Raw genomic sequence first — 14127 nt, 5'->3', positions numbered from 1 at the left:
GACCCGTCGGCGCCCGCTGCGTGCGTGAGGGCGGTCGGCGGCTGCCGCTCCGGCCCAGCCGGCCGGGATCACGAGACCGAACCGGGTGACATGGAAGCGTCGGACGCGAGGCAGGGGCACGTCGTCGACACCGCCGGCGGACCAGGGGTTGCATCGGACGATGCGCCACGCCGTGAGGACCGACCCGACGACCAGTCCGCGGTGCTGCACCGCGCCGAGCCCGTAGGCCGAACACGAGGGGTAGTACCGGCACACGTCGCCGTAGAGCGGGGAGACCACGGCCCGGTAGGCGCGGATGAGCAGCACGCCCGCGTTGCGGGGCAGGAGCCAGACGAACCAGGCGAGGTCCTTCACGTCAGCGCTCTTCCAGTCGGACGGCGGTGACCGGCGCGTCGGAGCCGGAACTCGACGACGGGCGTCGGGCGGGGGCGGCCGGACCCGGCCGACCGGAACGAGACGTCAGCGCCGCGCCGAGCTCGTCGCGGAGCTCGGCGAAGCCGGCGGCGGATGCGGAGGGCAGCGCACGGACGACGACGTCGACGGCGGTGACCCCGCCGTCGACGAACTCGCGGCCGGCCGCCTTCAACCGCCGCCGAACCAGGTTGCGGCGGACGGCGGTGCCGACCTTCTTGGACACGATGAAGCCGAAGCGCGCGTCGGAACCCGCCTCCCGCGAGCGGATGTAGCTCACGGTGTGGGCACCGGCGACCTTCGCACCACGGCGCACGATGAACCGGTAGTCATCGGCGCTCGTGATGCGGTTGGCTTTGGCGAGCACCGAGGAACTTACGCGGAGAGCTCGGTGCGGCCCTTGGAGCGGCGGGCCGAGAGGATCGCGCGGCCGGCACGCGTGCGCATGCGGGCGCGGAAGCCGTGCTTCTTGGCGCGACGACGGTTGTTGGGCTGGAACGTACGCTTGCTCATCTTCTTCTCCGGCTGGGAAATTCCGCGCACGGACGCGTCACAGGTGCGCCGGCGGGGAGAACTCGGTGCCCGAAAGGGCTGCGGTCAACTGATTAAAACTACGGCCTGCGGATGCCACGGTCAAACCGAGCGCACCACGAAAGGGACATTCTGCACCGATCCACAGGTTGCCGTGCGGAACGACACGCCGGGGCGCGGCGGATCCTCGAACCGGCATTTGTCCGAGCAGGTCCGATTCGCTAGCGTGTGACACCAGTTATCCCCAGCCTGTGCGGCGGAATCCCGCGGTTCTCGCAAGTCTGCCCACAGGCGGTGGAGAACGCTGTGAACAGACGCCTTCGGGCCGCTCCGCCGAATCGCTCGGGGGAGCGACGAGCGGCCGCCGAACGGTGCGAGAGATTGCGGGGAGCGATGACGGAACAGCCCATCAGCGAGACGTGGGCGACGGTCCTCGAGCGACTCTCCGACGACGAGGCGATCACGCCGATGCTCCAGGGCTTCCTCAACCTGGTCGAGCCCAAGGGCATCGCTGCGGGCACCTTCTACCTCGAAGTCCCGAACGACTTCACCGCGAGCATGCTCAACCAGCGCATGCGGGTCTCGCTGCTCTCCGCGATGAGCGCGATCGAGGCGCCGTCGCCGGTGACCTCCTTCTACGTGGTCGTGAACCCCGAGCTCGATCAGTTGCGGCAGGTCGAACCCGATGCGGTCGGACCCATGGGCGCCGCGGCATCCGTCGGCCCGACCGCACCCGGAATGGGCGGCGTCGGCATGACCGCCGGCCCGATCGGCCTGGACGGCACCGATGACATGCCGCCGGGCCCGCAGCCGATCTTCGACAGCGGCAGCGGCAGCGTCGACCGCCCGCGCGACGCTCGGCTCAACCCGAAGTACTCGTTCGACAGCTTCGTCATCGGCCAGTCCAACCGCTTCGCGCACGCTGCGGCCGTCGCCGTGGCCGAGGCGCCGGCGAAGGCGTACAACCCGCTCTTCATCTACGGCGACTCGGGCCTCGGCAAGACGCACCTCCTGCACGCAATCGGCCACTACGCGATGAGCCTGTACCCGGGCATCCGCGTGCGGTACGTCTCCTCCGAGGAGTTCACGAACGACTTCATCAACTCGATCGCGAACAACCGCGGTTCGCTCTTCCAGCAGCGCTACCGCAACATCGACATCCTGCTGATCGACGACATCCAGTTCCTGCAGGGCAAGGCGGAGACGCAGGAGGCGTTCTTCCACACCTTCAACACGCTGCACGATCACAACAAGCAGGTCGTGATCACGAGCGACGTGCCGCCGAAGCACCTGACGGGCTTCGAGGACCGGATGCGCAGCCGCTTCGAGTGGGGCCTGATCACCGACGTCCAGGCGCCCGACCTCGAGACGCGCATCGCGATCCTCCGCAAGAAGGCGCAGAACGAGCACCTGCAGGTGCCCGACGACATCCTCGAGTACATGGCCTCGAAGGTCTCGAGCAACATCCGCGAGCTCGAGGGGACGCTCATCCGCGTGACGGCGTTCGCGAGCCTGAATCGCACGCCGGTCGACATGCCGCTCGTGCAGACGGTCCTGAAGGACCTGATCACGGACGACACCGACAACGTCGTCGCGCCGGTCGACATCATCACGGCGACCGCCGACTACTTCAAGCTCACGGTCGACGACCTGTACGGCTCGAGCCGCTCGCAGGCGGTGGCGACGGCGCGCCAGATCGCGATGTACCTCTGCCGCGAGCTGACGAGCCTCAGCCTGCCGAAGATCGGGCAGCTGTTCGGCAACCGCGACCACACGACGGTGATGTACGCCAACAAGAAGATCTCGGAGCTCATGAAGGAGCGCCGCTCGATCTACAACCAGGTCACCGAGCTGACCGCGCGCATCAAGCAGACCGCCCGCTACCGCTGACCCGGCCCGGTAACGGATGCCGCGCGCCCGCGCGGCTCGTCGGCGCGCCCCGCGACGGCTCGCGAGCCGTTCCTGAGAGCCCGCCGACACGATTCCGCACAGGTGTGGAAAATCTGTGGATTGTTAACGAGCAACCGCGCCACGACTGTTGAGACGGCCCGTCGGCCTGTGCACAACTCCGTGCACCGGTCGACGACGACGGATGCCGCTCCCACGGGTTTCCACACACCGTGCACAGCCCCGACGGCCCTCGATCGGCACCAGCTCGCGGATCTCCGAACACCATCCACAGTTTCCACACCGGTTAACACCGTTAAGAGATAGATGGATTAACCCACGGCGTTCGGCAACCTGGGACCGGGCCGGTCGGGCGAGCGGCGCCGCCGCGTCGCAGCCCTCGAAAACACGCCGCCGGAAACGGGCGTCCGGATAGCATGGGAGCCACCCAGCACCTCCACGACGGGAGAACCGTGAAGTTCCAGGTCAATCGCGACGTCTTCAGTGAGGCCGTGTCGTTCGCCGTCAAGCTCCTCCCGCAGCGCACGACCCTCCCGATCCTCTCCGGGGTGCTGATCCAGGCCGAGGGCGACGGGCTCGTCCTCTCGTCCTTCGACTACGAGGTGTCCTCGCGCACCGAGATCCAGGCCGACGTCGAGGAACCGGGCACCGTGCTCGTGTCGGGCCGACTCCTCGCGGAGATCGCCGGCCGCCTGCCGAACGCGCCGGTGCGCGTCTCGACCGAGGAGTCGCGCATCTCGGTGACGTGCGGTTCGGCGAGCTTCACGCTGCTGTCGATGCCCGTCGAGGAGTACCCGTCGATCCCCGAGATCGGCGAGCAGACCGGCGTCGTCCCGGCAGAGGAGTTCGCGTCGGCCGTCGCACAGGTCGCGGTCGCGGCATCCCGCGACGACGTGACGCCCGTCATCACGGGCGTGCAGCTCGAGGTGCGCGAGACCAACCTGAGCCTCGTCGCCACCGACCGCTACCGCGTCGCGATCCGCGAGATCGACTGGGACGGCGGGGGCGTCGCCGGCGAGGGCGACGCGGCGACGACCGCGCTCGTGCCGGCCCGGACCCTGCAGGAGGTCGGCAAGACCTTCGGCCACTCGGGCACGATCTCGGTGGCGATCACGAGTCGCGACGACCGCGAGCTCATCGCGTTCTCGGCCGATCGCAAGACGGTCACGAGCCTGCTCATCAAGGGCAACTTCCCGCCCGTCCGCCGGCTCTTCCCCGAGACCGTCGACAACTACGCCGTCATGAACACCGCCGAGCTCATCGAGGCGACCCGCCGAGTGGCGCTCGTGCTCGAGCGCGAGGCCGCGCTGCGCTACTCGTTCACGGCCGACGGACTCACGCTCGAGGCCATCGGCAGCGAGCAGGCCCAGGCGTCCGAGTCGATCGATGCCATCCTCACGGGCGACGAGACCGTCGTGTCGCTGAAGCCGCAGTTCCTCCTCGACGGCCTGCAGGCGGTGCCGAGCGAGTTCGTCCGGATCTCGTTCACCAAGACCGAGAACCCGAACAAGCCCGGCCCCGTGCTCATCACGAGCCAGACCTCGCGCGAGCAGGCGGGCGCCGACAGCTACCGCTACCTCCTGCAGCCGAACCTGCTCCTCCGGTAGGCCGATCCCGCGGCCGCGATGTCGGCGCGGGCGGGTACCGTGGTGGTTCGCGAGAAGGGAGCCGCACCGTGCACGTCGCGAGGCTCTCGCTCACCGACTTCCGCAACTACCGTTCGGCCGAGCTCTCGTTCGAGCCGGGCGCGACGGTCATCGTCGGGCGCAACGGGCAGGGCAAGACGAACCTCGTCGAGGCGATCGGCTACCTCGCCACGCTCGGCTCGCATCGCGTCTCGAGCGACCAGGCCCTCATCCGGTCGGGGGCGGATGCCGCGATCGTGCGGGCCCTGCTGTCCTCCGGCGGTCGCGAGGTGCTGCTCGAGCTGCAGCTCAACCGCCAGGGCGCGAACCGCGCCCAGGTGAACCGCGGTGCGGCCAAGCCGCGCGACCTGCCGCGCTACGCGCACACCGTGCTCTTCGCCCCGGAGGACCTGGCGATCGTCCGGGGCGAGCCGTCGGTGCGGCGCCGCATGCTCGACGGTCTGCTCGTGCAGCGGATGCCGCGGCTCGCGGGGGTCATGGCCGATTACGACCGCGTGCTCAAGCAGCGCAACTCGCTCCTGAAGAGCGCGCGGGCGCGCGGGCTCGCGGCCTCGCAGCTCACCACCCTCGACATCTGGGACGAGCGGCTCGTCGCGCTCGGCGCCGAGCTCGTCGACCGGAGGGAGGAACTCGTGGCCGAGCTCCGTGACCCGCTCGCGGCCGCGTACCGCTCGATCGTCGACGACGACCACCGCCCGGAGGTCCGGTCGGTGCTCTCCATCGACGGCGCCGATCCCGACGACGAGACGACGGAAGCCGACACCGCGACGGACGGCGACGAGCCCGCTGCCGCCTCGAGCGGCCCGGCACCGACGGCCGAGCGATTCGCTTCGGCGCTCACGTCGCTTCGCCGGAAGGAGCTCGAGCGCGGCGTGACGCTTGCGGGCCCGCACCGCGACGACGTGCTCCTGCTCCTCAACGGCCTGCCGGCCAAGGGGTACGCGAGCCACGGCGAGTCCTGGTCGTTCGCCCTCGCGCTGCGACTCGCGTCGGCCGAGCTGCTCCGGCGCGACTCGACCACGGGCGATCCGGTGCTCGTGCTCGACGACGTGTTCGCCGAGCTCGACCGGTCTCGCCGAGAGCGATTGGCCGCGGCGGTCGGCGGCTACGAGCAGGTGCTGATCACCGCGGCCGTCCTCGAGGACGTGCCCGAACCGCTCTCGCACCGCGTGATCCGCATCGCGGGCGGCGAGGTGGTCGAGACTCCGCCGGCGACGAGCGGGCACTCGTCGCACGACGAGCCAGCGGCGTCCGCCGAACGCATGCCGTCGGAGGCATCCGGTGTCTGAGGCCGCGCGCACCTACCAGCACTTCCGCGAGATCTTCGGCGGAGAACCCCGCATCCGCCCCGGGAGGGCCCGAACGCGCGTGCGCGAGGTCGAAGGCAGCGAGCCGTTCGCGCCCGGACGAGACCCCAAGCCCCTGGGCGCCGCGATCGACGCGTTGACCGCGCAGCTCGGCTGGACCGGCGCGCTCTCCCAGCAGGAGCTGCTCTCGGCCTGGCCCGAGATCGCCGGCGAGGACATCGCCCGGCACTCCGAGCCGATCGCGATCGAGGGCGGCGTGCTCCAGGTGCGCTGCGAGTCGACGGCCTGGGCGACGCAGCTCCGGATGATGCGCGAGGAGCTCATCCGCGCCATCCTCGAGCGGCACCCGCGGGCGGGGGTCGACACCATCCGTTTCCAAGGCCCGGATGCCCCCACCTGGAAAAAGGGTCCCAGATCGGTTCCAGGGCGCGGTCCGCGCGACACCTACGGCTGAGACGGCAAAATCGGTCACTTCGCCGTCTCGAGCCCTCAGATCGGCGCGGAGCGATTCTGGGGGCGACCGGGAGTTGATAGGATCGAGAGTCGCCAGAACGACGGTTTGGAGCCCGATTCACCCATGACAGCGGAACCGACGAAGGCCCAGGGTGCGCCTGAATACGGCGCCGACGCGATCCAGGTTCTCGAGGGCCTCGAAGCGGTTCGGAAGCGGCCCGGAATGTACATCGGCTCTACAGGGCCACGCGGGCTCCACCACCTCGTGTACGAGATCGTCGACAACTCCGTCGACGAGGCGCTCGCGGGGTACGCGACGAACATCGACGTGACCATCCTCGACGACGGCGCGGTCCGCGTCGTCGACGACGGCCGCGGCATCCCGGTCGACATCCACCGCACCGAGGGCCGGTCGACCGTCGAGGTCGTCCACACCATCCTCCACGCCGGCGGCAAGTTCGGCGGCGGCGGGTACGCGGTCTCCGGCGGCCTGCACGGCGTCGGCGCATCCGTCGTGAACGCGCTCTCGAGCCGGTTCGACGTCGCGGTCAAGCGCCAGGGGCACATCTGGCGTCAGTCGTACACGGTCGGCGTGCCCGACGCACCGCTCGCGAAGGGCGAGGCGATCGCCGAGTCCGAGACCGGCACCACGACGATCTTCTGGCCGAGCGCCGAGATCTTCGAGACGGTCGAGTTCGACTACGAGACCCTGCGCGCACGGTTCCAGCAGATGGCGTTCCTCAACAAGGGCCTCCGCATCACGCTGACCGACCTCCGTGCAGGCCACGTCGAGATCGACCCGGAGGACACCCCGACCACGGGCGCGATCACCATCCCGGTGCAGCGCACCGACACCTTCCTCTACGAGCGCGGACTCGTCGACTACGTCGAGTACCTCAACAAGACGAAGAAGGCCGAGCTCGTCAACGACGAGATCATCTCGTTCGAGGCGGAGGACACCGAGCGCAACATCGCGCTCGAGGTCGCGATGCAGTGGACGACCGCCTACACCGAGTCGGTGCACACCTACGCGAACACGATCAACACGCACGAGGGCGGCACGCACGAGGAGGGGTTCCGTGCGGCGCTGACGACGCTCGTGAACCGCTACGCGCGCGAGAAGGGCATCCTCAAGGAGAAGGACGACAACCTCTCCGGCGACGACGTGCGCGAGGGCCTCACGGCGGTCATCTCCGTCAAGCTCTCCGAGCCGCAGTTCGAGGGCCAGACGAAGACCAAGCTCGGCAACACCGAGGCGAAGTCGTTCGTGCAGCGCGTCGTCGGCGACCAGCTCGGCGACTGGTTCGACCGCAACCCGAACCAGGCCCGCGACATCATCCGCAAGGCGCAGCAGGCGGCCACGGCCCGCATCGCGGCCCGCAAGGCGCGCGAGGCGACCCGCCGCAAGGGCTTCCTCGAGACCAGCGGCATGCCGGGCAAGCTCAGCGACTGCACGAGCAAGGACCCGACGGTGTCGGAGATCTTCCTCGTCGAGGGCGACTCGGCCGGCGGCTCGGCCAAGACCGGTCGCAATCCCGAGACGCAGGCGATCCTGCCGCTCCGCGGCAAGATCCTGAACGTCGAGAAGGCGCGCCTCGACCGGGCGCTCGGCAACGCCGAGATCCAGGCGATGATCACCGCGTTCGGCACGGGCATCGGCGAGGACTTCAACCCCGAGAAGGCCAGGTACCACAAGATCGTGCTCATGGCCGACGCCGACGTCGACGGCCAGCACATCACGACCCTGCTGCTCACGCTGCTGTTCCGCTACATGCGCCCGCTCATCGAGATGGGCTACGTCTACCTCGCGCAGCCTCCGCTGTACCGCATCAAGTGGTCGAACGCCGACCACGACTACGTCTACTCCGACCGGGAGCGCGACGCGGTCATCGCCGACGGCCAGGCCGCCGGTCGCCGCCTGCCCAAGGAGAACGGCGTCCAGCGCTACAAGGGCCTCGGCGAGATGAACCACCAGGAGCTGTGGGACACGACGATGAACCCCGAGACCCGCACCCTGCTGCAGGTCACGATGGACGACGCCGCGGCGGCCGACGAGATCTTCTCGACGCTGATGGGCGACGATGTCGAGTCGCGCCGCGCATTCATCCAGAAGAACGCGAAGGACGTGCGTTTCCTTGACATCTGACACCATCGAGCCCGGCGTTCCCGACGGCGAGGGCTTCGGCATCCACGGGCGCATCGACCAGGTCGACCTGCACCTCGAGATGCAGCGCTCGTACCTCGACTACGCGATGAGCGTGATCATCGGGCGCGCGCTGCCCGACGTCCGAGACGGCCTGAAGCCCGTGCACCGCCGCGTCATCTACACGATGTACGACGGCGGCTACCGCCCCGACCGCGCGTTCTCGAAGTGCACGCGCGTCATCGGCGACGTCATGGGCCAGTTCCATCCGCACGGCGACTCGGCCGTCTACGACTCCCTCGTCCGCCTCGTGCAGCCGTGGGCGCTGCGCTACCCGCTCGCGCTCGGGCAGGGCAACTTCGGCTCGCCCGGCAACGACGGCGCGGCCGCGCACCGGTACACCGAGACGAAGATGTCGCCGCTCGCCATGGAGATGGTGCGCGACATCGAGGAAGAGACCGTCGACTTCCAGGACAACTACGACGGCCGCACGCAGGAGCCGACGGTCCTGCCCAGCCGGTTCCCGAACCTGCTCGTCAACGGATCGGTGGGCATCGCGGTCGGCATGGCCACGAACATCCCGCCGCACAACCTGCGCGAGGTGGCCGACGGCGCCCTGTGGGCGCTCGAGAACCCGGATGCCACGCGCGAGGAACTGCAGGACGCGCTGATCCAGCGCATCAAGGGCCCGGACTTCCCGACGGCCGCGCAGATCCTCGGCGTGAAGGGCATCCACGACGCCTACCGCACGGGTCGCGGGTCGATCACCATGCGCGCGGTCGTCAACGTCGAGGAGATCCAGGGCCGCACCTGCCTCGTCGTCACCGAGCTGCCGTACCAGGTGAATCCCGACAACCTCGCGATCAAGATCGCCGACCTCGTCAAGGACGGCAAGCTCGCCGGCATCGCCGACATCCGCGACGAGTCGTCGGGCCGGACCGGCCAGCGTCTCGTGATCGTGCTGAAGCGCGATGCGGTCGCCAAGGTCGTGCTGAACAACCTGTACAAGCACACGCAGTTGCAGGACAACTTCGGCGCCAACATGCTCGCGATCGTCGACGGCGTGCCGCGCACCCTGTCGATCGACGGCTTCATCTCGCACTGGGTCGACCACCAGGTCGACGTCATCGTGCGCCGCACCGAGTTCCGGCTCCGCAAGGCCGAGGAGCGGATGCACATCCTGCGCGGCTACCTCAAGGCGCTCGACGCGCTCGACGAGGTCATCGCGCTGATCCGCCGCTCGGCGACGGCCGAGGATGCACGCGACGGGCTCATCGAGCTCCTCGACATCGACGAGCTCCAGGCCCGCGCCATCCTCGAGCTGCAGCTGCGTCGCCTCGCCGCACTCGAGCGCCAGAAGATCATGGACGAGGCGGCCGAGCTCGAGCGCCAGATCGCCGACTACCGCGACATCCTCGCGACGCCCGCGCGCCAGCGCACGATCATCGCCGACGAGCTCCGCGAGATCGTCGACAAGTTCGGCGACGAGCGCCGCACGCACATCGTGCCGGGCTTCGACGGCGACATGTCGGTGGAGGACCTGATCCCGGAGGAGGAGATGGTCGTCACCGTCACGCGCGGCGGCTACATCAAGCGCACGCGCAGCGACAACTACCGCTCGCAGCACCGCGGCGGCAAGGGCGTGAAGGGCGCGCAGCTCCGCGCCGACGACGTCGTCGACCACTTCTTCGTGACCACGACGCACCACTGGCTGCTCTTCTTCACGAACATGGGCCGGGTCTACCGCGCCAAGGCGTACGAGATCCAGGAGGCCGGCCGCGACGCGAAGGGCCAGCACGTCGCGAACCTGCTCGAGCTGCAGCCCGACGAGGAGATCGCCGAGATCCTCGACATCCGCGACTACGAGGTCGCCCGCTACCTGGTGCTCGCCACGCGCGACGGCCTGGTGAAGAAGACCGAGCTGACCGCGTACGACACCAACCGGTCGCGCGGCGTCATCGCGATCAACCTCCGCGAGGGCGACGAGCTCGTCTCCGCGATGCTGGTCGACGAGCACGACGAGATCCTCCTCGTGTCGAAGAAGGGCATGTCGCTGCGCTTCGAGGCGACGGATGAGGCGCTCCGCCCCATGGGGCGCTCGACCTCGGGCGTGAAGGGCATGAGCTTCCGCTCCGGAGACGAGCTGCTCGCGGCATCCGTCGTGCCCCATTCGAACGGCGACGACGGGGCCGATGCGCCGGCGGATGCCTCGGGGCAGAAGCACAGTGCGGCGAACACGTACGTCTTCGTCGTGACCGAGGGCGGGTACGCCAAGCGCACCCGGATCGAGGAGTATCGAAAGCAGCAGCGCGGCGGCCTGGGCATCAAGGTGGCCAAGCTGAGCGACGATCGGGGCGACCTCGCGGGTGCGCTGACGGTCGCGCGAGAGGACGAGGTCCTCGTGGTTCTTGCCAGCGGCAAGGTGGTACGCTCTGACGTCGCCGAGGTCCCGGCCAAGGGCAGGGACACGATGGGCGTCGTGTTCGCGAAGTTCGTCGCGGACGATCGCATCATCGCGATCGCGAAGAATTCCGAGCGGAACCTGGTGGAAGAGGCCGCTGAGTCCGAAGCGGCGGAGACCGCGGGAGAGGAGTGAGCGTCATGAGCAGTGTCGCCGAGAAACTGGCCGGGAAGTCCAACCGGAAGCCCCCGGCCAAGCAGGTGCGCCTGCGCCTGGTGTACATCGACTTCTGGTCGGCGGTGAAGCTGTCCTTCCTGGTGGCCGTGTGCCTCTCGGTCGTGAACATCGTGGCGACGTTCCTGGTCTTCACCATCGTCCAGTCGACGGGCCTCTTCGAGAACCTGAACAGCCTGGTGCAGGATGTCGCCGGTGCGGGCACCGACCTGCGCTCGATCCTGTCGGTCGGCAACGTCATGGGCTTCGCCGTGGTGGCGTCGCTGCTGAACCTCGTCGTGACCACCGCGCTCGGCGCGGTCGTGGCCGTGCTGTACAACCTCAGCGTCAAGATCACGGGCGGCATCCTGGTCGGTTTCACCAACAACTGAGTCGCCCCGGACGCGCCAGCGTTCGGCCGGCTCAGGTCGAGTCGCGGCCCCTTCCGGGCCGCGGTATCGAGACCTCAACGCCGAGGTCACCGGCTCGATTTCACGATCCCGAACCCTTCGGGTAGTCTGTCCTTCGGCCGAAATTCGGGGATATAGCTCAGGCGGTTAGAGCGCTTCGCTGATAACGAAGAGGTCCGAGGTTCAAGTCCTCGTATCCCCACTCCGATAACTCCACAACCGGGTGCCCCAGGGCATCCGCCACGGGGCCTTAGCTCAGTTGGTAGAGCGCCTGCTTTGCAAGCAGGATGTCAGGAGTTCGAATCTCCTAGGCTCCACAGTCCAGTCCCTGATCGGTACACCGGTCACCGGTCGTTTCCCCTGTCATCGACGCCCGTCGGAGATTTTCTCGACGAGGTGCATCCGATCCCGCTCCGATCCCGGAAGTAGTGGATATCGGGTGGAAGGCACCCGCAGACAGAAGGGGAAGTCCAATGAAGCGCATTCTCGCCACCGGATTCATCATCGGCCTCGCTGCGGTCGGTCTCGCCGCGGCCCCGGCGAACGCGGCGCCCAACGACGCCGCATGCTTCGGCGGGATCCACAAGACCCTCAACACCGAGGGCGCGCTCGGCTTCAACGGCGTCGGCGAGGTCGTCAAGGCCGTCGGCGGCCAGACGAAGAACGAGATCGCTCGCGGCCTCTGCGGCGACTGAGTCCCGGGGCTTCCCAGGACGGGCGGCGGCTCGGAACCTCGGTTCCGGGCCGCCGACGGTTTCCCGGCCCGTCCTGCACGCGGGACCGCGCCGCGACGCACCAGACTGGGGGAGTGCCTCCTCGCTCAGGTCAGCGGATCGCCGCCGTCGCGTCGCGCCTTCGGGCGGCGGGCAGCGTCTTCGCCGAGGACGAGGCGGCGATCCTGGTCGAGGCGGCGGCGGATGACGCCGAGCTCGAGCAGCTCGTGCGCCGCCGCGTTTCAGGTGAGCCGTTGGAGCCGATCGTCGGGTGGGTCCGGTTCGGCCGGCTGCGGCTCGCGGTCGGATCCGGCGTCTTCGTCCCGCGGCAGCGGAGCCTGCGGCTCGCACGCCTCGCCGTGCGCCGCGTGCGGTCGGCGCACGCGCCGGTGATGCTCGAGGCGTACTGCGGCGTGGCGCCGCTCGCGGCGATGGTCGCGGCATCCGTGCCCGGGGCAGAGGTTCACGCGGCGGACCGGGACCCGACCGCACTCGCCATCGCCCGACGCAACCTGCCCGCCGGCGCGGGTGTGCACGTCGCCGATGCGCTCGACGGGCTGCCCGGCGGGCTGCGCGGCAGGCTGACCACGATCGCGGCCGTGCCCCCGTACGTCCCGGAGCCGGACCTGGTGCTGATGCCGCGCGAGGCGCGGGAGCACGAGCCCGCTTCGGCACTCGTCGGCGGCGGTCCGGACGGGCTGGGACACACGCGGCGACTCATCGGCACCGCGCGGACGTGGATGACGGACGGCGGGAGCGTGCTCCTCGAACTGCACGCGGCGCAGCTCCCCGTCGCGGCAACGGAGGCCCGCAGCGCGGGGTGGCGCACCCGGGTGCATCCCCCGACCGAGTCGCGGACGGGCGTGCTCGAGCTCATCGCCGGGTAATACAGTGGCGGGATGGACATCCGCATCGCCGCGTACGGGGTGATCATCCGAGACGGCGAGATCCTGCTCTCCCACTGGAACGAGCACGGCCGGTCCGCCTGGACGCTGCCCGGCGGCGGGATCGAGGGCGCGGAGCATCCGCTCGAGGCGGCGACCCGCGAGATCCGCGAGGAGACGGGCTACGACGCCGAGATCGACCGGCTGCTCGGGATCGACACCATGGTCGTGCCGGCGGCGAAGCGCCACCACGGATCGGTGCCCCTGTATGCGATGCGCATCGTGTACCGCGCGCACGTCGTCGGCGGGCAGTTGGCGAACGAGGTCGGCGGCTCGAGCGACGAGGCGAGGTGGTTCCCGCTGGGCGAGATCGCCTCGCTGAAGCGGGTGAGCCTGCTCGACATCGCGCTGCGCATGAACGCGGAGGAGCCGGCGGACGGCGCGCCGTCGCGCGCCTGAACAACTCCACTGCCGGCGATGGGCGACGGCCCCGCCCGGCGAGCGGACGGGGCCGTCGAGATCGGTCCGGCTTCGGTGGTCATGGCGATCAGAGCGTCCGGGCCACGAGCGCGAGGGTGCTGAAGTTCGCGTCGCGGAGGCGGTCGGCCTCCACGCGGAGTCCAGCCCTGCGCGCGAGTTCGCCGGCTCGCCGGCGCTCGGCGTTCGCTCGGCGCGCCTCGGCGGCACGGCTCCAGGCGAGCAGCGCGAGACCTGCGCGGCGGGCGAGGCGTTCCTGCAGGCGGCCGGCGCCGGCCGCGACCTGTTGCGAGGTCGAACGCGTTGCGGTGAGTGAGGTGTTCACGGTGTGTTCCTTCATCGGATGGGACGGATGGCGCGCGCGGGTGCGTCGCGCCGGGAGGTGACGGGTGAAGGCTCCCGGAACGTCGCGTCGCGGCATCCGTCGCCCGACGAGGGCGGCACGGTGCGAGGCGCACGGGCGTGGCGGGAGAGGCTCGGCGATCGGTTCGCGTCCGACGGGACGCGGGATCCGGGGATCGGATGCCGATGGGACGGGCATTCGCCCGAGATGCGGGCGTGCTCGTCAGGCGGTGGACCTGCTGCGAGCCGTCATGACTCGGCGGTCAGCGCGGAATCGCGCGGTTCAGC

At 69.5% G+C, this 14127-nt stretch carries 13 protein-coding genes, 2 tRNA genes and 1 pseudogene; 12 read left to right on the top strand and 4 right to left on the bottom strand.

The features are described 5' to 3' along the window. Positions 1-66: 66 nt before the first annotated feature. From yidD to rpmH, 3 genes and pseudogenes are all read right to left on the bottom strand, one after another. A pseudogene (gene yidD / locus GJ743_RS19485) lies at positions 67-354 on the bottom strand (membrane protein insertion efficiency factor YidD); the annotation flags it as partial. 1 nt (position 355) lies between these two features. Further along, on the bottom strand, positions 356-778 hold the full coding sequence (rnpA, locus tag GJ743_RS06625) for a ribonuclease P protein component (protein WP_328288871.1): 423 nt from the start codon (positions 776-778) through the stop codon (positions 356-358). Between the two features lie 8 nt (positions 779-786). Beyond that, positions 787-924, bottom strand: a complete 138-nt coding sequence (rpmH, locus tag GJ743_RS06620; RefSeq protein ID WP_064002918.1) for a 50S ribosomal protein L34 — start codon at positions 922-924, stop codon at positions 787-789. Positions 925-1335: 411 nt separating this feature from the next. Between rpmH and dnaA the strand changes: the two genes are divergently transcribed. From dnaA to GJ743_RS06560, 12 genes are all read left to right on the top strand, one after another. Beyond that, the gene (gene dnaA / locus GJ743_RS06615) at positions 1336-2832 is read left to right on the top strand and encodes a chromosomal replication initiator protein DnaA (RefSeq protein ID WP_155051085.1); all 1497 of its coding nucleotides are present in this window, start codon (positions 1336-1338) and stop codon (positions 2830-2832) included. 470 nt (positions 2833-3302) lie between these two features. Further along, positions 3303-4457 carry a DNA polymerase III subunit beta gene (gene dnaN, locus GJ743_RS06610; protein ID WP_328288870.1) on the top strand — a complete coding sequence of 385 codons (1155 nt, stop codon included), beginning with the start codon at positions 3303-3305 and terminating at the stop codon, positions 4455-4457. 68 nt (positions 4458-4525) lie between these two features. Then, positions 4526-5785 (top strand): DNA replication/repair protein RecF, encoded by a 1260-nt coding sequence (recF, locus tag GJ743_RS06605; RefSeq protein WP_328288869.1) that lies wholly within the window; start codon positions 4526-4528, stop codon positions 5783-5785. Next, complete coding sequence (locus tag GJ743_RS06600) at positions 5778-6257, top strand: DUF721 domain-containing protein (protein WP_328288868.1); 480 nt, start codon at positions 5778-5780, stop codon at positions 6255-6257. The genes recF and GJ743_RS06600 overlap by 8 nt, the downstream gene beginning before the upstream one ends. 123 nt (positions 6258-6380) lie before the next feature. Continuing rightward, positions 6381-8402, top strand: a complete 2022-nt coding sequence (gene gyrB / locus GJ743_RS06595; RefSeq protein WP_155051083.1) for a DNA topoisomerase (ATP-hydrolyzing) subunit B — start codon at positions 6381-6383, stop codon at positions 8400-8402. Positions 8403-8481: 79 nt separating this feature from the next. Next, positions 8482-10995 (top strand): DNA gyrase subunit A, encoded by a 2514-nt coding sequence (gene gyrA / locus GJ743_RS06590; protein ID WP_376862001.1) that lies wholly within the window; start codon positions 8482-8484, stop codon positions 10993-10995. Between the two features lie 5 nt (positions 10996-11000). Further along, positions 11001-11405: a DUF3566 domain-containing protein gene (locus tag GJ743_RS06585; protein WP_129233062.1), complete on the top strand. Its 405-nt coding sequence runs from the start codon at positions 11001-11003 to the stop codon at positions 11403-11405. A 146-nt stretch (positions 11406-11551) separates the two neighbouring features. After that, a tRNA-Ile gene (locus GJ743_RS06580) sits at positions 11552-11625 on the top strand. Between the two features lie 42 nt (positions 11626-11667). Continuing rightward, positions 11668-11740, top strand: a tRNA-Ala gene (locus GJ743_RS06575). Positions 11741-11896: 156 nt separating this feature from the next. Beyond that, entirely contained in the window at positions 11897-12118 is a 222-nt protein-coding gene (locus GJ743_RS06570) for a hypothetical protein (RefSeq protein ID WP_155051081.1), read from the top strand. Positions 12119-12231: 113 nt separating this feature from the next. Continuing rightward, positions 12232-13023 carry a N5-glutamine methyltransferase family protein gene (locus GJ743_RS06565; protein WP_155051080.1) on the top strand — a complete coding sequence of 264 codons (792 nt, stop codon included), beginning with the start codon at positions 12232-12234 and terminating at the stop codon, positions 13021-13023. Between the two features lie 12 nt (positions 13024-13035). After that, entirely contained in the window at positions 13036-13479 is a 444-nt protein-coding gene (locus tag GJ743_RS06560) for an NUDIX hydrolase (protein ID WP_155051079.1), read from the top strand. An 88-nt stretch (positions 13480-13567) separates the two neighbouring features. On the opposite strand, the gene GJ743_RS06555 is transcribed toward GJ743_RS06560, so the two are convergent. Next, positions 13568-13822, bottom strand: a complete 255-nt coding sequence (locus GJ743_RS06555) for a hypothetical protein (protein ID WP_155051078.1) — start codon at positions 13820-13822, stop codon at positions 13568-13570. Between the last annotated feature and the right edge of the window lie 305 nt (positions 13823-14127).

It is taken from the genome of Agromyces bracchium (assembly GCF_009709675.1).
Taxonomy (GTDB): domain Bacteria; phylum Actinomycetota; class Actinomycetes; order Actinomycetales; family Microbacteriaceae; genus Agromyces; species Agromyces bracchium.
This window is presented reverse-complemented; position numbering and strand designations above follow the sequence as displayed.